16 protein-coding genes and 1 pseudogene are annotated in these 20310 nt (G+C 45.6%); 15 read left to right on the top strand and 2 right to left on the bottom strand.

The features are described 5' to 3' along the window. Positions 1-492 precede the first annotated feature (492 nt). From AC3WTJ_RS16390 to AC3WTJ_RS16435, 10 genes are all read left to right on the top strand, one after another. Positions 493-1497, top strand: a complete 1005-nt coding sequence (locus AC3WTJ_RS16390) for a LacI family DNA-binding transcriptional regulator (protein WP_407869343.1) — start codon at positions 493-495, stop codon at positions 1495-1497. A 40-nt stretch (positions 1498-1537) separates the two neighbouring features. Continuing rightward, positions 1538-2899 (top strand): acyclic terpene utilization AtuA family protein, encoded by a 1362-nt coding sequence (locus AC3WTJ_RS16395; protein WP_492522656.1) that lies wholly within the window; start codon positions 1538-1540, stop codon positions 2897-2899. 2 nt (positions 2900-2901) lie between these two features. Then, the gene (locus AC3WTJ_RS16400) at positions 2902-3213 is read left to right on the top strand and encodes a DUF4387 domain-containing protein (protein WP_315953971.1); all 312 of its coding nucleotides are present in this window, start codon (positions 2902-2904) and stop codon (positions 3211-3213) included. Continuing rightward, positions 3210-4136 (top strand): ABC transporter permease, encoded by a 927-nt coding sequence (locus AC3WTJ_RS16405; protein ID WP_492522657.1) that lies wholly within the window; start codon positions 3210-3212, stop codon positions 4134-4136. The genes AC3WTJ_RS16400 and AC3WTJ_RS16405 overlap by 4 nt, the downstream gene beginning before the upstream one ends. A 12-nt stretch (positions 4137-4148) precedes the next feature. Further along, entirely contained in the window at positions 4149-5033 is an 885-nt protein-coding gene (locus AC3WTJ_RS16410; RefSeq protein ID WP_127458487.1) for a carbohydrate ABC transporter permease, read from the top strand. A gap of 31 nt (positions 5034-5064) precedes the next feature. Beyond that, positions 5065-6537 carry an extracellular solute-binding protein gene (locus tag AC3WTJ_RS16415; protein WP_492522658.1) on the top strand — a complete coding sequence of 491 codons (1473 nt, stop codon included), beginning with the start codon at positions 5065-5067 and terminating at the stop codon, positions 6535-6537. 81 nt (positions 6538-6618) lie between these two features. Next, positions 6619-7779, top strand: a complete 1161-nt coding sequence (locus AC3WTJ_RS16420; RefSeq protein WP_492522659.1) for an ADP-ribosylglycohydrolase family protein — start codon at positions 6619-6621, stop codon at positions 7777-7779. A gap of 14 nt (positions 7780-7793) precedes the next feature. Continuing rightward, entirely contained in the window at positions 7794-9899 is a 2106-nt protein-coding gene (locus AC3WTJ_RS16425; RefSeq protein ID WP_492522660.1) for an ADP-ribosylglycohydrolase family protein, read from the top strand. Between the two features lie 25 nt (positions 9900-9924). Continuing rightward, positions 9925-10821, top strand: coding sequence for a ribokinase (gene rbsK / locus AC3WTJ_RS16430; RefSeq protein ID WP_407869338.1), 897 nt, complete (start codon positions 9925-9927; stop codon positions 10819-10821). Further along, positions 10818-12527 (top strand): dienelactone hydrolase family protein, encoded by a 1710-nt coding sequence (locus AC3WTJ_RS16435; RefSeq protein WP_492522661.1) that lies wholly within the window; start codon positions 10818-10820, stop codon positions 12525-12527. The genes rbsK and AC3WTJ_RS16435 overlap by 4 nt, the downstream gene beginning before the upstream one ends. A gap of 224 nt (positions 12528-12751) precedes the next feature. Here the strand turns inward: AC3WTJ_RS16435 and AC3WTJ_RS16440 are convergent, their stop codons facing one another. Then, entirely contained in the window at positions 12752-13678 is a 927-nt protein-coding gene (locus tag AC3WTJ_RS16440; protein WP_492522662.1) for a hypothetical protein, read from the bottom strand. Between the two features lie 24 nt (positions 13679-13702). Then, positions 13703-14227, bottom strand: a complete 525-nt coding sequence (locus AC3WTJ_RS16445) for a hypothetical protein (protein WP_492522663.1) — start codon at positions 14225-14227, stop codon at positions 13703-13705. Between the two features lie 361 nt (positions 14228-14588). On the opposite strand from AC3WTJ_RS16445, the gene AC3WTJ_RS16450 reads away from it, so the two are divergent. From AC3WTJ_RS16450 to AC3WTJ_RS16470, 5 genes and pseudogenes are all read left to right on the top strand, one after another. Next, positions 14589-15275, top strand: a complete 687-nt coding sequence (locus tag AC3WTJ_RS16450) for a FadR/GntR family transcriptional regulator (RefSeq protein ID WP_492522664.1) — start codon at positions 14589-14591, stop codon at positions 15273-15275. Positions 15276-15503: 228 nt separating this feature from the next. After that, a complete protein-coding gene (locus AC3WTJ_RS16455) occupies positions 15504-17009 on the top strand; it encodes an extracellular solute-binding protein (RefSeq protein WP_492522665.1) in 1506 nt (501 codons plus the stop codon). Between the two features lie 62 nt (positions 17010-17071). Next, entirely contained in the window at positions 17072-17785 is a 714-nt protein-coding gene (locus AC3WTJ_RS16460; RefSeq protein WP_492522666.1) for a formylglycine-generating enzyme family protein, read from the top strand. Then, positions 17782-19626 (top strand): hypothetical protein, encoded by a 1845-nt coding sequence (locus AC3WTJ_RS16465; RefSeq protein WP_492522667.1) that lies wholly within the window; start codon positions 17782-17784, stop codon positions 19624-19626. Before AC3WTJ_RS16460 ends, AC3WTJ_RS16465 begins: the two co-directional genes overlap by 4 nt. Continuing rightward, positions 19627-20259 (top strand): annotated as a pseudogene (locus AC3WTJ_RS16470) (Rpn family recombination-promoting nuclease/putative transposase); the annotation flags it as partial. Positions 20260-20310: the final 51 nt, after the last annotated feature.

A 20310-nucleotide genomic window follows, 5' to 3' on the forward strand; every position in this document is an offset into this window, starting at 1 on the left:
AAACACTCACTCAAACACTCACTCAAACACTCACTCAAACACTCACTCAAACACTCACTCAAACACTCACTCAAACACTCACTCAAACACTTACACAAACACTTACACAAACACTCACTCAAACACGAGCCTACACACGCACTTGCACACTGTAGTAAGTTGATAAACCCAATGCAAACGTACCCCCGTCCAACTGTGATATTCGGGCATGCAGGGTGCAAATACCACCCCGAGGAAAAAGTCGATTTTTGTCGGTAAAACGGAGTTTGGACTTGACAGCTTTTAAAGAGGAGGCATATAATAAGAAACATGAAATAGGTAACCGGTTACACATCGTTCATCAAGGCAACATAAATAATTAATATGCAATGTGTAAATAATAGTATTTATCGAGATAAAGGAAAATTTCGGGAGCATGTAACCGGTACCCTACGCAAGGATTTCTTTGCTAAGAGTACGGGTTTGCTTTTTAGTAGGAGTGAGTCGTAACCAGTGGCAACAATCAGAGATGTAGCAAAGTTGGCAGGCGTTTCCGTAGCGACCATTTCCCGATACTTGAACAAAAACGGATATGTCAATGAAGAAACAAAATTGCGAGTAGAGCAAGCGATCAAAACACTTCAGTACGAACCGAACGCGATGGCTAGAGGGCTTGCAGGTAGAAAGACAGGAACGATCGCCTTAATATTCCCGGATATCACGAACCCATTCTTTGCGGAGTTGGCCAGAGCTGTTGAAGATGTTGCGCGCATGTATGGGTATACAGTGATCCTATGTAATTCGGATAATCAGGCGGATAAGGAGCAGACCTACATCAGGGTGCTGAAGCAGCGGTATGTAGACGGCATTTTGTTTGCTTCCTACAGCCTTCGCTCTGACGACGTTGATGCTTTGAATAATGAGAAAATTCCTTTCATTATGCTGGATAGAGCGCCGCGAGAGACTTCTTGCACGGTCGTCAGCTCCAAGCATTTGGAAGGGGCGCAGCAAGCCGTACAGCATCTGCTCGATGAGGGCTGCACGAAAATAGCTCATATCTACGGCCCGCAGGATACGGTAACCGGAAGAGAGCGATTCATGGGATACGAGCAATCTGTGAAACATTTTCCTTGGTATTCGCCAAGCCTCGTCGAACCGGGTTATTTCCGCGTCGACGGCGGAATGGAAGCGGTTGAAAACCTGATGAAACGCCATCCGGATATCGATGGCATTTTTGCAGGCAACGATACGATGGCGGTTGGAGCACTTAAGAAATTGCAGCGAATGGGCGTGCGCGTCCCTGATCAAGTTGCGTTGTGCGGTTTTGACGGAATCGACCTTACGGTCATCGTAGAGCCGGAAATTACGACGGTCGCACAATCGATTTATGATATGGGGATGCTGTCAACACGGCTTCTTATTAAGAAAATCGAGGGTGACAACAGCGAACATCAAACGCATCTATTCGATGTCAAACTTATTCCTCGCGAATCAACGAGAAGAAAAAGAAAAGAATGAACCATCGAATCGGATGATGGACAGTGGAGGTTGTAAAGCAATGGAACAATTCAAAATTTTGGCGCCCTGCGGGATGTTAGGTTACGGATTTCCGAAGTCATCGTTTATAAGAGGGATGGAACATAAACCGGATGCGATCGTCGTGGATGCAGGATCAACGGATGCCGGTCCTCACAAATTAGGAGCGGGTACGGCGATTGTCAGCAAACAAGCCTGCAAAAAAGATCTGGAACTAATGATTGTAGCGGGCGCTGAGGCCAAGATTCCGGTCATTATCGGATCTGCCGGAGGCAGCGGCGCAAAGGTCCATGTTGAATGGACACGGGCGATTATTATGGAAATTCTTGAAGAAAACAACATTACCGGGCTGAAAGTTGCGACAATCTGGGCGGATATTCCGAAAGAGGTCGTGGAAGTCAAATTAGCAGCAGGCGAGTGCGAACCTCTTGGCCTTGCAGTGAAGACGCTTACGAAGGAAAGATTGGAAGCTACGAACGGTGTTGTCGCCCAAATGGGACATGAACCCATTATCGCAGCGCTTCAAGAAGGCGCTAACATTATCATCTGTGGTCGCGCTTACGACCCTTCGCCGTTTGCCGCGGTAGCCATGCATCATGGTTTTGATACAGCGCTTGCTTATCATTTGGGTAAAATTCTTGAATGCTCAGCGCTTTGTGCAGAACCGGGGACAACGAAAGATTGCATGCTGGGCATTCTGACCAAAGATTCTTTTATCGTCAAGCCGCTGAACGACAAACGTAAATGCACGGCAGTTTCCGTAGCTGCGCACACGTTTTATGAGAAAGATCATCCTTATCTGCTTCATGGTCCTGGACTTGTTCTGGATCTTGAACATTGTGAGTTTAAGGAATTGGGAGACGATAGCGTTGAAGTGCGCGGCAGCCGGATCATGCCAACCCCTGAATATAAAATCAAGCTCGAAGGGGCAATGAAGGTGGCTCACCGTACGCTCGTCGTCGCAGGCATCCGCGATCCACTTTTGATCGAACGGATTGAAGAAGTTGAGGACTTGGTCAAACAGCAGGTTTGGGAGTATTACAGTGAGATACCGCAAGAGGATTATGAAATCAATTTCATTAATTACGGCCTTAACGGCGTGTTGGGTGAATTGGAACCGCAAAAAACAGCCGCTCACGAATTAGGCGTCGTCTTCGAAGTTATTGCAAAGACACAAGAGCTAGCGAACACGATTTGCAGCTCCGTCAGATCTACCTTCTTGCACTACGGCTACGAGGGCAGGAAATCAACAGCGGGTAATCTGGCGTTCCCTTTTGCCCCAAGTGATATCCCTTTCGGCGCTGTGTATGAATTCTCTGTTTATCATTTGATGCAAGTTGCGGATGGGGTCGAGATGTTCCGTAACGAGTATATCGAGGTGTAATTATGAAGCTAGTAGATGCAGCGAAAGTACTGAGAAGCAAAAACAGCGGACCGTTTGAAATTACGGTGGATGCCCTTTTTACAGATCCGGAGATTTATTACAAAATCAAGAGTTCAGGCGTCATTAACAAAGATTTGGTATCGAAGCTTTACAACATTGAGCAAGATAAGATCATGCATATCGTCTTTTTCGATCAAGCGCTCGGCTTCAAAATTACGTTCGCGCGGAAAGTTTCTTCAGGCACGTTTTTGGATCGTGACGTATACGGAGCTCAACAGCATGCCCCACTGATGGAATTGGAAGTCGACGTATGATAGGAAAGGAGTCGATTCAAATCAGAACGCATTCCAAAGTTAAACAAATGTGGAGCGACAAAGTGCTCTACTTGATGCTTTTGCCGGGAATCGCTTATTTTATCATTTTTCACATCTGGCCGATTATCGGCATGAAGTTAGCTTTCTATGATTATCAGATTCTTGGAGATAACGTTTTTGTTGGATTGAAATATTTTCGAGAGCTCTTCAGCACTCCGATCTTTGAGCAAGTATTAAAAAATACGCTCATCATCAGTGCGATGAAAATGTTTCTTATTTTCCCAATTCCGATCATCTTCGCGCTAATCCTTAATGAATTCATTAACGGAAAGTTCCGGAAATCGATTCAAGTCATTTCTTATTTGCCGCACTTTCTGTCCTGGGTCGTTATTGCCGGGGTATGGTTCGACTTTTTATCCAAATCAAACGGTGTAGTCAACGAGATCATTCAGGTTTTCGGGTTTCAACCGCACGACTTTCTGACTGATAAATCTGCAATCAGATGGGTGCTTGTGGCCAGTGAAGCATGGCGGAATATCGGATGGGATTCGATCATTTTCCTTGCAGCCATCATGGGAGTAAATCAAAGTTTGTATGAAGCGGCGCATGTGGATGGAGCCAACCGCTGGCACATTGTTACGCGAATTGTATTGCCTCATCTGTATATTCCGATGGTGACCATCTTCATTCTGAATGTCGGATTTATTATGAATGCAGGGCTGGATCAAGTGTTGAACTTCACGAATGATTCCGTCAATAGCCGGATTGATATTATTGATACTTATGTGTACCGCGTTGGTTTGGTCAACGGTCAATATTCATTCGCAACAGCGGCTAATTTGTTCAAAAGTATGATTGGGGTCGTGCTGGTGCTTTCCACGCATTTCATTTCCAAGAAACTGACCTCGAAAGGCGCATGGTAAGGAGGAGCTAGCATGAGTGTCCAAAAATTTTCGTTCACCAAATTAGTGCTCGGTGCCATACTCATCCTCATATCGCTGACGATGTTTGTACCGATCATGAACTTGATCGCCAAAGCTTTCTCGAACCCTAACAAAGTTCATATGCTGCACGGCTATGACATTTTGCCCAAAGGTTTCTCGTTCATCAATTTCCAGGTTGTGCTCAGCAATCCAATCGTCGGGAAAGCGTTAATGAACTCTTTATTTATTACGATTGTCGGAACGGCTTTCAGCATTTTCTTCACCACCATTACAGCTTACGTATTAACGCGTAAAAATCTGGTCGGTAAAACGCCGATTATGATTTTCCTTATCATTATCATGATTTTTGAACCGGGGATTGTCCAAGAATATATGGTCATCAAAGACCTGCACTTGCTGGATAATCTTTGGGCCATGGTTCTCTACCGCACGATTAACGTCTTTTATTTGATCATTATGATGCGGTTTATTGAAGAGATACCGGATTCCCTGGTTGAGGCTGCGAAAATCGATGGCGCCGGGCACATGACCGTGTTCATGCGGATTATCTTACCGCTGTCCCGCATTCCGCTTTTGACCATCGGTATGTTCTATGCGGTGGCTAGATGGAATGAGTTTTTCAAATCGAGCATTTTCTTATCAAGCCGAAGCAACACCGTACTGCAAGTACTGCTCAGGCAGTTCGTTGTTGAAGGAGATACGACGACCTTGGTCGGTGCGGCAGATTTGATGAAAAACAACCATATCGCACAATTGGACTTCTCGTCCTTGAAAGCGGCTACGATTGTCATTGCTATGGTTCCGATTCTAATGCTGTACCCCATTATTCTGAAGCATTACACCAAAGGAGTAATGGAAGGCGGCGTAAAAGAATAGTATTCAAACATTATCTTGGGAGGCAATCCACATGAAAAAAGCGCTTTTTGCAATGGCAGCAGTCGTTCTGGTCACAACAGCATGCAGTTCCGGGGGGAACAATTCAACAAACACATCTGCACCATCCGCAACGCAAAATGGCCAGGCGGTTACGACGGTTTCCATTTTAGCTAAAGATTTTGCACCAGATGATCCTAACGTTCAGAAGTTGATTAAAGGCATCGAAGATGGCATGAAAGCAGAAGGTAAAAATGTAAAGCTGCAAATTACGCCGGTTCAAAGCGGAACGTATTCCGAGAAAATGGGCTTGCTCTTACAAAGCGGCAATATCCCTGATCTGATCTATTTCCAAGGCGGAGATTATCAATTCGCAACGACACAGAAAATTTTGGAGGATTTGACTCCATATATCGATAAATCCAAATATGTTAAGGCTTCTATGAATCCTTATAACATCGAAAGAATGAAGAACTACCCTTACTTGCTCTGGTTATCACCGGTTAATAGTGCTATTCCTGTCGTGCGCCAAGACTTGATGGACAAAACAGCTTCCGGTAAAGCAGCTTTGGAAAACCCGACAATCGATAACTACTACACGTTCTTCAAAGAGTTGAAGGAAAAAAGCGGCGCGAAATATGCCTACACAACAGCGGGCAATCTTGATGAGTTGGATGCTATGTTCGGGCAAGCCTTTGGATTGACAACAACTTGGATCAAGGGTACAGACGGTAAATTCGAATTCGGCAAAACAACGCAGTTTGAAAAAGAAAAACTGGAATTCTACGCGAAGATGTACAAAGAGGGCTTGCTTGATCCTGAGTTCCTGACGAAGAAATGGGATACGAAGGAAAAAGCATTCTATGATGGTCAAGCGGCGATCATGGCGGGTACGCAAGGGAAAGTAATCGACTTGTATAACTCCAAATCTACGGCACAAAATGGCGCAGGAGCGAAAGTCGTTCCTCTGCCGCCGGCAAAAGGCAAGGCACAAGGCTACACGCCGGTAGATACAAGCAAAGAAAGCCGTGGTTTCGCGATTTCCAAAACGTCCAAAAACAAAGATATGGCTTTTGCCGTATTGGAATACATGGCTAGTCCAAAAGGTCAAATGATGGATAAGCTTGGTTTTGAAGGCTCCGAGTACCAAATCGTGGATAACAAAATCAAATTGACAGACAAGTTTGCCGCATGGTACCCGCACTTTGTTGAGTCCGTGATCAGCTTCACGCCGGACAAAGAGTTCGATCCGACGACACCTTACTTCTCGGAACCGGCAGCGAAATCGCTTAAAATGTTCGAGAGCAATTCAACCAAAGACAATATTTTCATTATGCCTGCTGATTTAGCAGCGAAATGGGATGCAGCTACAGCGGTTTACAAAGAATTCGCGGCTGATATCGTAACGGGTAAGAAAACAGGCGCTGATTTCGATAAATTCGTTCAAGCCTGGAACGCTGCAGGCGGTAAAGATGTAACGGATTACGCGAATAAAACAATTAAGTAAATCGGGCTTTGATGCCAATAAATGAACTGCAAAGTGTGGGGCGTAACAGCCCTGCACTCCCTGTAGAAGGGAGTAAGTCAAATGGTTACTTTTGCTGATAGAGTGAAAGGCGTTGTTTTTGGTACGGCGTATGGCGATGCAATGGGCGCTGTCGTTGAGAAAATGACGTTTAATGAAATTTATGAAAAGTATGGTCGGGTTGAAACGACGATGACTAAATGGTGGAAAGCGGATTGGTCGGAAGACAAGAGACTCGGCAGAATGAGAGGCGAGGGCATTGTTACTGATGATACGCTCATGACGCTAGCGCTTATGAATGTATACGGCATTGAACGCCGCCATCTAGACGCTTACGATCTGGCTAATGAGTTTGTCAAAGAAATCTCGTTCCGTCCCAAATACATTCCCGAGTTGGGGAAAGTCGCGATGGTGATGGACCGTTTGTTTTATCCGGAGAAGCATATCTTCAACCGTCATGTGCTTGCCAATTGCGAGCCTCGTGAAGGCGGCTATGGCAATATGGTTAACTGCGGTGCTGCCATGTATATCTCTCCGATCGGCATGGTGAATGCCTGCAATCCGAAGGCAGCGTATGATGAAGCGATTCTTTTTGCATCCGGTCATCAAGTCAGTTATGGCTTGGAAGCGGCGGGCGTATTGGCTGCCTGTGTTGCGAAAGCTTTTGAACCCGGTGTGACGGTAGAAGATATCATTCAAACAGCCTTAACCTATGCAAAAGATGGTACGAAGCAAGCGATTAAAGACCTGTGTGACACCGCTCGTTCGCTCAAGCCAATCAAGAATAATCGGGCTGAAGTTGTTGCGCAGCTGCATGCGGCAATGGCCAAATACTCGCCAATGGGCGATGATGTCAATCGAAGCATTCATAAAGTAGGCATTCCTTCTAACCACTATACCCCAAGTCGATTATTCTCGATCGAGGAACTTCCATTGGCATTAGCTTACATTATTTTACATGACGGGGATTTATTGGAGGCTGTTAAAGACGGGGTAAGCTCGGGACGCGACACGGATTCTATTGGTGTAATGGCCGGTGCCATTCTCGGAGCTATGCATGGCGTTGCGGCTATTCCGCAAGATGAAATTGCGATTATTGAACAGATTAATAAGCAAGAAATCGAGAAACACTGCAATGAATTTATTGAAGCAGCCTCATATATTATTGAGCAGGATCTTGCACTCAGCAACCGTAGACAACAACAAATTCGTTCTATTATTTAAAGGTGGTGTAATCGTTGATTCCTTCTAATTATTTGGAAAAACTTTATTCAGGTTACTTAGGTATGAACATTGGCATAAGACTGGGCGCTCCGGTAGAACCGACGATTTGGACTTATGAAAGAATACAAAGCACATATGGTGATATTACCGACTATGTCAAAGAATTTAAAAACTTTGCGGCGGACGACGATGCGAATGGTCCTTTCTACTTCTTGCGCGCGCTGTATGACGATGCGAAAGACCGCGATATTACCCCTAACGATGTCGCTCGCGCTTGGTTGAACTATGCCCGTGAGGGAGTCGGGATGTTCTGGTGGGGCGGTTATGGCGTAAGTACAGAGCATACAGCCTACATCAATTTGAAAAAAGGCATTGAAGCTCCACAGTCCGGTTCGATTGAGCAAAATGGACTGATTATCGCCGAACAAATCGGCGGTCAAATTTTCATCGACACCTGGGGTCTCGTCAATCCTTGCAATCCGAAAAAAGCGGCTGACTTCGGTGAAGCGGCAGCTCGCGTTTCTCATGATGGCGAAGGCGTGCTAGGCGCGAGATTCTTCTGCGCAGCTATTTCCAAAGCGTTCGAAACAAGCGATATCAATGAAATTATTGAAGCCGGTTTGGCTCAAATTCCAGCTGACTCGATCTATGCCAAAGTGTCCAGAGCGGTTCTTGCGTTCCACGCGCAGCATCCGAATGATTTCAGAGCATGCCGAGATATGCTGGAAAGAGACTGGGGTTACGACAAATATACCGGTGTATGCCACATCATTCCTAATGCAGGCGTCTGCGTACTGTCCATGATTTACGGCCAAGGTGATTTCAACAGAACCGTTGAGATTGCAACAATGTGCGGTTGGGACACGGATTGCAATGCTGGTAACGTCGGTACTGTGCTTGGTGTAGCTTGCGGCTTGGAAGGTATTGCGGATAAGTACCGCAAACCAATCAACGATTCCATCGTTATGTCAGGGATTTCAGGTTTCATGAACATTCTTGATATTCCGACCTATGCGAAAGAATTGGCGATTCTCGGACATCGTTTGGCGAATGTTCCTTGCCCGGAAGGCCTTGTGGAAAGCTTCACGGAGCACGATATTTATTTTGACTTCGAACTGCCGGGCTCCACTCATAATATCCGTATCTCGGACCCGTTCTTCTGTCAGGCGAAGCATTCCACTGAGAAATCCTTCAAAGGAACAGGTTCTCTGGAAGTCGTCTTTGACCGTATGGTTCGCGGGGAAAAATCAAAAGTATTCTACAAACCATTTTATACACGCGATGATTTCAGTGACGAAAGATATTCACCGACGTTTGCGCCTAAAGCATCCTCCGGTCAAAAAGTATCCATGCAAATCTTCTTGGATCAGTGGGGCGGCAACGAAACAATGGGCATCGCACCTTATGTGCGCCTGTCCAAAAGCAAAAAAGAGCTTGTACAAGGTTATGTGAAGCTCGTTGATCAAGAGTGGGTGCATATTGAATTTGTCATCCCGGATTCCGAAGGCGAACTGATTGATGAGGTCGGAATCGTGTTGGAAGCTTATTCGACTCGCAAACCGAAAAGCTTGGGACGCATTTTCATCGATGAATTCCGGATCTACGGCAACGCTGATTACACGATCGATTTCAACAAGCAATTGAGCAACTTCGGCTGCATCACGCCATTTGCGCACAACAACGGGGCTTGGAGCTTGGAGAATGGCGCGATGTATCTCATGACGGCGGAGCCGAGCGAAGCGTATACAGGTAACTATTTTGCCAAAGATTACTCCGTCTCTGCCCAGCTGAACCCTCAAAGCGGACATTCGCACTTAGTGGCAGTACGTGCACAAGGCGCAATGAGAGGTTATCATGTAGGATTTGATGGAGCGAATCAAGTTTCTCTATATCTCAATAACTTCGGTTTCACGAAGTTAGCGAGTGTGGAGTTCCCGTGGCAGCTTGGCAAAGACTACGACTTCAAAGTGACGGTGCAAGGTAATTCCATTAATTTCGCTATTGACGGGCAAGAAGTTTTGAAGCACACTGACGATACATTCGATTACGGTATGTTTGGTGTAAGCACAAGAACTGCAGCGAGAACTTATTTTAAACATATTAGATTTACGGAAATTTGAATTTGTGGGTGGATCGGGGAACGTTATGAAAATAATCGTAATTGGCAGTGCAAATATGGATATGGTCATGCAGACTAGCCGTATTCCAGAAATGGGCGAAACAATGCGGGGCGATGGATTTATGCTATCCGCCGGAGGCAAAGGGGCCAATCAGGCAGTTGCTTGCGCAAAAATGGGCGCTGATACCTGGTTTATGGCGAAAGTTGGCGACGATATTTTTGGGCAATCGTTGATCGGCAGCCTCAAAGGGTTCGGTGTGAAAACTGATTATGTAGGAATTGAACCTGAAGTGACAACAGGTGTAGCCGCGATTACGGTTTGCGATGGGAATAATGCGATCATTCTTGACGGCGGCGCCAATAACCTGGTTAAACCTGACTATATTGAAAGCTACAAAGATCAGTTGCTCGCAGCTTCAGCGGTCATGCTGCAGCTGGAAATTCCACTGGAAACCGTCTATGAAGCCATTCGACTTGTGAAAGGCAAGGTGCCGATTTTCTTAAATCCGGCGCCTGCCGTTCCACTCGATGATGAGATTTTGGATGGTGTGGATTATTTCACACCGAATGAGATCGAGTGCCGGTTGTACACGAATGTGGAAGTGAAAACAACGGAGGATGCTTTTGCGGCGCTGGATATTTTACGCGGCAAAGGCATTCGCTTCCCGTTGATTACACTTGGCGAAAAGGGCATTGTGTACTACAACGGCACTGAGAATGTGTACATGGAAGGCCGTAAAGTGAAGGCGATAGATACAACAGCTGCCGGAGATACGTTCTCCGGAACTCTTGCAGCTATGATTACTTCGGGTAAATCCCTCGATGAAGCGGTAAACATTGCGCAGCATGCGTCTTCCATTTCAGTTACCCGGAGGGGCGCACAGCATTCGATCCCGTATTTATCGGAGCTTGCAGGTCTATGATGAGATCAGGGGAGATCCGTTTTCGTGAGTTGTTAAAAACTGCCGAGCACTTGGGTGAATACCGTATTCGTACGGTGGAGCGGAGGTCAGATGGGCATGGTGAGTATGCGGCTATGTATTTGGAGACCGAGCTCATCCCTGGCGAGTGGGTGAAAACGTATTTCTGGATAGGCGTTCCTTATGGGGAAACGCCTTTTCCTGCTATGCTGCACATCCACGGGGGAGGTTCGCAGACGGCGAATTTGGAGCATGTTCGGCATTGGACGAGCAAAGGGTACGTGGCGCTTAGTTACGATTGGAAAGAGGAACTCTCCGGACAGGCGCATTACTCCGATTTGGCTGACATGCCTACGAAAGACATGGAAGAAGAGTTTGACCCGCTGCAATCGGTCATGTTCACGCGCCTCATTCATGCGATGAAAATGGTCACGTGGTTGGCTCAGCTGCCGGAGGTGGACGCGGATCGAATGGGGGCTTTCGGTATTTCCCGAGGAGGCACGGTAACGAGACTGCTTAACGCCTGGGATAGCCGTTTGCAGGCGGCGGCTCCTATTTATGGCTGTGGCAAGCATATGTCGCCGGGACGGTTGAACCGCAATGTTCGCAGGCCGCACACGTTGGAAGATACCTACGTATGGGAGCGGCTGCTTAGCGGTTTGAGGCTAGCCGAGCGGGAACAGTCGCCAATGCTGATCATGTCAGCTACGAATGACTATTGGGGCTGGATGGACGCGATCTGCGAAGGAGCTGCGCACCTTCCGAAGGCGAAGCGCGGGTTATTTTTCGCAGCCAATCAGAACCATCATCTGGATGGTTGGGCAGGCGCTACATTGGATTGCTGGATGGATGCCTTGGTCAAGGGTGACGGGCATTGGCCGCAAGCCCCGGCGGCTGTGGTTTCGGTTCACGAGGGAGCCTTGCTGGTGACCGCCGAATTTGGCGCTGACAAGCTATCCGTGCTCCCTCAGAAGCTCCGCTTTTGCTGGTCCTGGTATGATTGGAGCGAAGTGCTTCCGCCGGGCAGATACTGGCATGTGAAAGAAATCGACTGTTCGCCAGACAGCAGCTTTAGCGTGGAAATACCGGTTATTGATCCTGCAATAAGCGGTTTCGTCTATGTGGATGCCGTTTATGCGGATGGCGTAAAAACGAGCAGTTTCCCTCTGCGATTCTCTCCTATCTTTCTTGGAGCTGCTACATCCGGCTTACCTTTAACACTGGAGTTGGCTGATTTCACTCGCGGGCTGGATGGATGGCATTGTCCGGAGCAGCGGACGGAGCCATTTGATCTTGATTTCCGCTACGTATTTGTGGATGATCCGGAGGGCGGCAAGGCGCTTGCCTTGGATGAACCGGGCATGAGGTTTGCCTTGGTCACGCATAAGCCGGTCGATCCGATGATGCAAGATGATAAAGACCATTTGCAGCTGCAGCTCACGCTGTTCACGGACGTTCCGGGCGTGTGGGAGATTTCGGTTTTCTATCGCCCGGATCAAGCGGGGCAGATCGTTTGGGCGAGCGAGGTAGAGGGAGTGCCCGGCTGGACAGATGTACGACTGGCTAGGCAGTCGTTTGGTTGTGCAGGCGGCGGCAAGGCGCTCTCGTCTTGGGACAGAGTGCACAAGATCTCCGTGTCTTTTGTTCCTGAGCAGGTGGACGCAAGCAGCGGTTGTAGGCCGGCTCTTGGCTCGGTTCGTTTTGTTTAAACTGGTATGTAAAAACCTAGCAAGATCTGCTATAGTTTGAGCCATACAATACAAAGAGGCCCTATTTTGCCATTTTTTCTTTACCGTCGAATGGATGGTTATTCGACCAAGATAAAGAAAATGGCTTGTAGGGCTCTTTGTATTTTTTGGGGAAATGAAAAACTCAAAATTAGTTATTTGTATAAGGATTTCCTACGATCTTTTCCAGGCTCCTCACTATGTAATTATTTTTTTTGACTTTTTTCAGGAACCCTGTCTTGCTTAGACAGATCTTTCGAAATGTTTTTGTACCCTATCGGTTCTTCAACTTTAAACCTCGCTCTATCTACTCCTGAATTAATTTTAATATCCAAAATCTCAATACTATTCATAATCTCTTTCTTTTCATTGGTTTCTTGTAATTTTAAAAGTATCCCTGTCTCGGAATCGACCCAAAACTTGAAGTTTGTTGCTTGATGCTTCTTTGCAAGGAATGAATCTAAAGTTCCTTCAATTACAACAACTTTCCGATCTAATAATGTTTCTTCTCCGACAATTTTATAATTTTGCGTTTCATCATTTAACCAAAACGCATATTTTTGCGGGAAGGTGATGTCATTACTTTGTGCAAAAGCAGGGTCATTTCGATAAATGTAATTTGCGTTACCTTCTTCATCCTTGTAATGGCGAGGGCCCTCTGGTTTAATATTAAGAATTTCCCCAGTGTATCCTACCTCGTAATTTTTATTTTTATTATCTAATGTAATAAACCCTTCGCCTTCGAATTTTGTTTCAATATCTTTACCCGCTTTTTTATCGGTAATTTTAATATAACTGCCAGGATTCTTTTCCTCAGAGATTTCGAATTCAACTATTTGATCTTCATTAATAGGTTTCAAAATAGAGTGATATGAACCTTTTACGTGTTTATAGTTATCAATTGCATTAAGCATTCGATCCTTTATACTTGCATAAGTCGGAATAACCAAGTCACTAGCAGTATCAGTGGCAGTAGTGGAAACTGAGGTGGAACTTTGTTCGTTTGTGGAATTTTCTGTATTTGATAAAGTGCCAGTTACGTGTTCCGAGTTTGTTGAAGCAAATGCGTAACTTACTGCAGAAACCAACATTATAGCCCCTAGACCACCGATTAGAAGAAATTTCTTTTTCATATTTTCACTCCTGTTTTATTTTTTTTATGGTGAAACTATTTGAATTCCATCAGCGCCAGTATTCGTACTACTAGTCCCATCTGAAGATAAATCAACGTAAGCCGTGTAGGTTCCAGTTCCAGACACAGATGTACTACCAACAGTATTCCAACCACTTGAAGCATTAAATTGATCGAATGAAGTTGTTAGTGTGATATAGGTGGAGAGTCTTGCCCAACCATAATAGTAATCTGCGCTTCTGTTTGTGAAATTTGAGTTAGCTAAGTAAGCTTTGACCGTTGTTGAACCACCTTTGGTAACTCCAGTCACTCCCCATCCGTATATCTCCCCAGAATTGCTTGTTGAATTTATTCGGTAATCTGAATTTAATCCAGAACCAGTTCCATAAGACCAATGAGAAGAACCAGAAGGGAACAGTGTCATCGAACAACCGCTTGCAGAGGGATCATTATCACATTGTTTTGTTGTAGCGGCAAAGGCACTGTTAAAACTAAATGCCGAAACCATAGATGCTATACTGAGTAACATTACACTTTTCTTTAATTTCATAATTCGCAACTCTCCTCAACTTTGGCTTAAATAGATAAACTGAAAAAATGGCGTTCTTCATAAACAAGACTTATAAAATATTACTCTATTAATCACCACCTATTTCCACAAATTAGATTAATATAATACATTAATAATATTATTGCTAATTATTGGTAATGTCAATATATGGAATTATTTATAATGGCGACATTTTATATTATTTTTTTGAATTTAGCCGAAATCGAGGAAATATGACGTAGTACCGGACTGTAGTTCCCCAAAATAACTGTTGACACAATCTGAGCTACTTACTACTATAAAAGTGTGGGTAATTGGATGATCCAATTCTCAGCATATTGCCAGACGGAAGGTACTCATCATGACAATAAAGAAAATCAAGTACCACAGAGTGTATGAGGATGTCATCGAGCAGATCGAAAAACTGATTCTTGAAGGCAACCTTGCGCCTGGAGACGTTTTGCCTACGGAAAGAGAGCTTGCCCAAGCATTTGGGATCAGCCGGGGAACTTTGCGTGAAGCGTTCCGAATTCTCGAACGAGAAGGGCTGATTGAAACTCGTCCCGGCGGCGGCCGTTTTCTTAACAAGAACCTCAGCAAAGCGGAAGATAAAACGAGAATCCTCGATAATATTGAGAGAGCTACGATTATTGAGTTGCTGGAGGCCAGAGAAATTTTTGAAACCGGTATCGTGGAATTGGCAGCCTTGCGAGCATCCGAGCAGGATATTCTAGAAATTGAAAGCGCTCTCGAAAAATGGGGTACTATTGACACAGAATCGGATGATCCCGTTTCTCCAGACCAAGCATTCCATCTATCCATAGCTAAGGCTACACATAATGTGGTGCTGGTGAATCTCATCGATCTTAACATGGATTTGTTGAAAAGAACGGCTACGAAGACGGTTGAGATACCTGGTCGCAGAAATGAAGTGTACAGGGAGCATTTTAACATTTTCCAGGCGATAAAAGAGAGAGATCCGCTTAAAGCCAAAGAAACATTGCTGTACCACTTGAAGCAGGTCAAACAAAATATTCAATTGAAATAGCAAAAAACGGATGAAAGTTATCCGTCTCTACTAATTGGATCATCCAATTACCCAAATTTGTTCATGTAATCGCTTTAACTGAATTGTAAGCGCTACAAGCTAAAGGAAAATCAATGATGATTCTCGTTCCGGTTCCCATTCTTCTACTGGCAGGCACGACTACGATATGAATGAAGTATGGAAGACGGCTTCAAAGAATAATAGAAAGAAAAAAAGGGAGGAAATAGAATGAAAAAGGCACTTTTCATGGTGGTCTCGGCTTTAATGGTTGTAACAACCGCATGTTCCAGCGGCGGCGGCAAGTCTTCCAGCAACACAGCAGCTCCAACGTCCGCTCCGGCAGCAACAAGCGCAGGGGATGCGAGTGCGAGTAAAGAACCGATCACTCTCTCCATCGCAGCGAAAGATTTAATGGGAGATGACCCCGGCGTTCAGAAGCTGGTGAAAGGCATCGAAGAAGGAATGAAAGCGGAAGGCAAAAACATTAAGCTGAAAATTGTTCCTGTTCAAAGCGGGACCTACTCGGAGAAGCTGGGCCTGCTGCTGCAAAGCGGTAATATTCCTGACCTTATTTACTTCCAAGGCGGCGACTACCAGTTTGCTGTAACGCAAAAAATTCTGGAAGATTTGACGCCTTTTATCGATAAGTCGACGAACGTGAAGGCATCGATGAATGTTTATAACCAAGAAAGAATGAAGAACTATCCATATCTGCTGTGGCTTTCGCCTCCGAATAGCGCTGTACCTGTGGTTCGCCAGGATTGGTTTGATAAAACCGCATCGGGCAAAGACCTGCTTGCCAATCCGACAAGCGACAACTATTATGCCTTCTTCAAAGACTTGAAGGAGAAAAGCGGTGCTAAATACGCCTACACGGTGGCCGGGACACTCGATGAGCTTGATGTCATGTTCGGTCAATCCTTCGGCCTGACATCCACATGGATCAAAGGGGACGACGGTAAATATGCTTACGGTAAAACAACACAGTTTGAAAAAGATAAGCTCTTATTTTACGCAAAATTGTACAAAGACGGCTTGCTGGATCCTGAGTTCCTGACCAAGAAGTGGGACACGAAAGAGAAAGCCTTCTATGATGGTCAAGCCGCTATCATGGCAGGTACGCAAGGCAAGGTAATCGACATCTACAATAACAAATCAATTAGTCAAAATGGTGCGGCCGCCAAAGTCATGACATTGCCGCCGGCGAAAGGGAAAGCGCAAGGATATACCCCGGTTGATATCAGTAAAGAAAGTCGCGGTTTTGCCATCGCCAAGACATCCAAGAACAAAGAAATGGCCTTTGCGGTACTGGAATATATGGCGGGCCAAAAAGGTCAGATGCTGGATAAGCTGGGCGTTGAAGGCGACGAATACCAAATCGTCAATAACAAAATCAAATTAACGGACAAATTTGCCGCGTGGTTCCCGCACTTTGTAGAGTCAACAGTGAACTTCAAACCGGATAAAGAGTTTGATTCCGCAACACCATATTTCTCTGAGCCGGCAAGTAAATCTCTGCAAATGTTCGCTTCCATGTCGACCAAAGACAACAGCTTTGTGATTCCTGCTGAACTCGCTGCCAAGTGGGATGCTGCCTCTGCCAAGTACAAAGAGTTTGCAGCAGATCTCGTAACGGGCAAGAAAAGCGCGGCGGATTTCGATAAGTTTGTTCAAGAGTGGAACGCAGCAGGCGGTAAAGAAATGACAGAATACGCAAACAAAACGATTAAATAAACAACAGACGGCAAGTGGGGCGCAAGCCCCACTTTTTACCCATGAATAGAGAGGTGAAAGCAATGGATTTTCATACTGGAGATGACAATCGGGTGTTCATTCCGGAAACGTCGTACATTTATCGTGTTCAACATCGCATCATGGAAGGGGATTGCCAGTGTGATCACGGCCCCTTTCTGGTTACGGTAGAGGCTTTCTATATAGACAAATACCCTGTTACGAATGAGCAGTACAAACAGTTTCTGGATGAAAGCGGTTATTATCCGGAGGACAGTCACAACTTCATCAAGCATTGGCAAGAAAACGGCATCCCTCAGGGCAAAGGGAATCATCCGGTCATCTGGGTCAGCCAAGAGGATGCGAGAGCTTATGCCAAATGGAAAGGCGGAAGGCTTCCGAAGGAGACGGAATGGCAGCTCGCGGCAGGAGGCAGCCAGAAATTAAAGTGGCCGTGGGGCGATCACTTTCATGCCGAGAAGTGCCATTCTTCCGGTTCGGATACGATGCCGGTCGATGCTTTCGCCGGAAGCATTAGCCCTTATGGTTGTGTCGATCTGACCGGTAATACCTGGGAATGGATGGAGGATACCGTAAACGATGAGCAGCACAAATTCACCTTTTTGCGGGGAGGATCCTACTATAAAGCGCCGCATACATGGCATGCGGAGGGCGGTCCACATCCGACAGATTATCATTTGAAATTCCAACTGCTGAACGAAGGATTAAACCGCTGTGAAACCGTTGGTTTCCGCTGTGTTTACGAGGTGACACGATGATTTTGAGCGATAAAGCCACTCACATCACGACAATAAAAAATGAGAAGATGGGGTTTGCCATCCAGCATGACGGTCATCTCTCTTTGCATCAAGTGTTTCATAGTGCCATCCCGCAGCGGGCTGACCTGACGGCTGGAGAAGATGAACTGTTCACGATGGAGCTTGAAGGCGGGCACCTGCTTCCTTGCAGCCAGTGGCTTATTACGGGAATGGAGTCGGGTGGTGATCAAACGGAAGAACTGGTATCTGTTTCACTATCGATTCGATGCGGGCAGGATGAATTAATGGCCAAAGTCATTTTCCTGCATCATCTGGAAAATCAATCGATTTCATACTTGATTCAGCTTGGCGCCAAATGGGATGAAATGGGGCCGAAGGAAGTTTACTTACACATGCCATTCCTGGCGAACCTTAGATGGGACGAAGAGCAGCCGAATCATTACTATTTTCCGTCTAACCCGCAAGCGAAGCGAGATGGCAGCAGCATGATGCAGATGCACGTTGAGTTTACGATGCCGCTCGGTATTTTTCACCCCAACCAGCAGCACGGTTTCAGCTTGGAGTTCCCCAATGTGAACGAACATTGGTTTATCTGGGTGCAAAACCGCAACATGGATTTAAAACAAATCACATCTCTTGCAGAGCTTAAACATCATCGTTTGCTGCTTCGTCCTGATCCGGTGCCAGCGGATGTCATGGAAATCAAGTTCTCGGCGATCGAACGCGGGTGGGTGGAGTTCTTCACAAGTTGGAGGCAGAATGCTCGTAAGCCGATATCTTTTAAAGAGTATGAGCGGCCGGAATTAAAATGGTATAAAGATATGTTCCTGCAGCATTTTACGTATATATTCAGCAAAGAAGTGTATGATTTTGAGAAGAATCAGATCGATGTGGAACGTTTGCTTCAGCAAGGTGAAGCATTCGGAGGGTACGATTCCGTGCTGCTATGGCATCAATATCCGCGGCTTGGGGTTGACAGTAGAAATCAGTGGGAGTTTTTCGGGGAGTTTCCTGGCGGCATGCCGGGATTGACAAAAACGGTTGAGCAATTCCACCAGCGCGGCGTAAAAGTATTTTTACCTTTTAAACCTTGGGATATTGGCTTTGACGAGTCGGTGAAACAGTCCACCCTGAGTATCGTGGAGATCGTAAGAGAAACGAATATTGACGGTGTATTCCTAGACACCATGGACAGTGTTCCTGACAGTTTCCGTGATGCCGTTCATGAAATCAAACCTGACTTCGTGTTCTGTTCTGAAGGGCGACCGAAAAAGAAACATCAAATTGAAATCATTACGGGTTCGTGGAACCAGTTCAAAAATAAGGAATCGATGCCGGAAACCGATATCTTCCGATATGTGATGACCGAGCATTTCTCGCCGATTATTTCGCGTTGGCATGTAGGCATTCGCAAGGATTTGCTCATCAAACGGGCTATCTTTAATGGTACTGGCATACTGGTCTGGCAGGATGTTTTTGGCAGTTGGCTGCCCTATAACAAACTTCAGCAGGCAGCCATTAAGAAGTGGAAGCACGTCTGGCGGGAGCATAAGGCGAACTACCAAAGCTCAAATCCTGTTCCGTTGTATCCGACACTACAGAGTGGATTGTTCTGCAATGCTTTCCCGTCCGATGATGGTACGAGCATTATTTATACAATTTATAATGATACCGATGAAGAGATTCGTGGGGATTTGTTGAAAAGCGCAAGCTTGGGAATTACGAGTGTAACAGAGCTGTGGGATGATCTTCTGGTGCAGATGGACCAGCTGGAGGGGTATGACCTTATTCAGGGGACTGTAAAGTCGAAAGAGTTGTCGATTATTAGAGTGGGTTTGTAGTTGTTTTTGTTCAAGCGAATTTTTGGCAGTGTTGAAAATAAAGATATTTTGATTGCATTCCTCAATGCAACCTTCATGAACAGCGGTGAACCGCCGCTGACTGACATAGAAATTCTAAATCCTTACATTGACAAGCTAGCGCTAGATGATAAGCAGTCGATTCTGGATATTCATGCTAAAACTGTGGATGGCAAGCTAGTCAATATCGAAATTCAGCTGTTCAATCGATACGATATGGAAAAGCGAACACTCTACTACTGGAGCAAAATGTTTGCAGCGCAGTTGACGGAGGGCAAGCCGTACAAAGACTTGCGCAAGACAATAGCCATCAATATTGTAAATTTTGCATACGTAGATAACGATCGATTCCATAACGTGTTCCATATGAGAGAAGATCATACAGGTATCGTACTGACGGACTTAATCGAGATTCATTTTCTGGAGCTGCCGAAATTAGAGCAACAAAAAACGGCTATGAACAATAAGTTGGTTAAATGGCTGCTGTTCTTAAAGGGTGTACAGAAGGAACGATGGGAGGAGCTAGCGATGAACGAGCCGACTTTGCGTAAAGCGATGGATACGTTGGAGTTTCTAAGCCAAGATCGAGAGGCGCTTTTTTCAGCCAGAACGAAACCTCCTGAAGAATTCGATAGCTGCTTGATTTACTAACGCAAACAGGCAGCT

The organism is Paenibacillus sp. FW101-FHT12H11, from assembly GCF_058790355.1.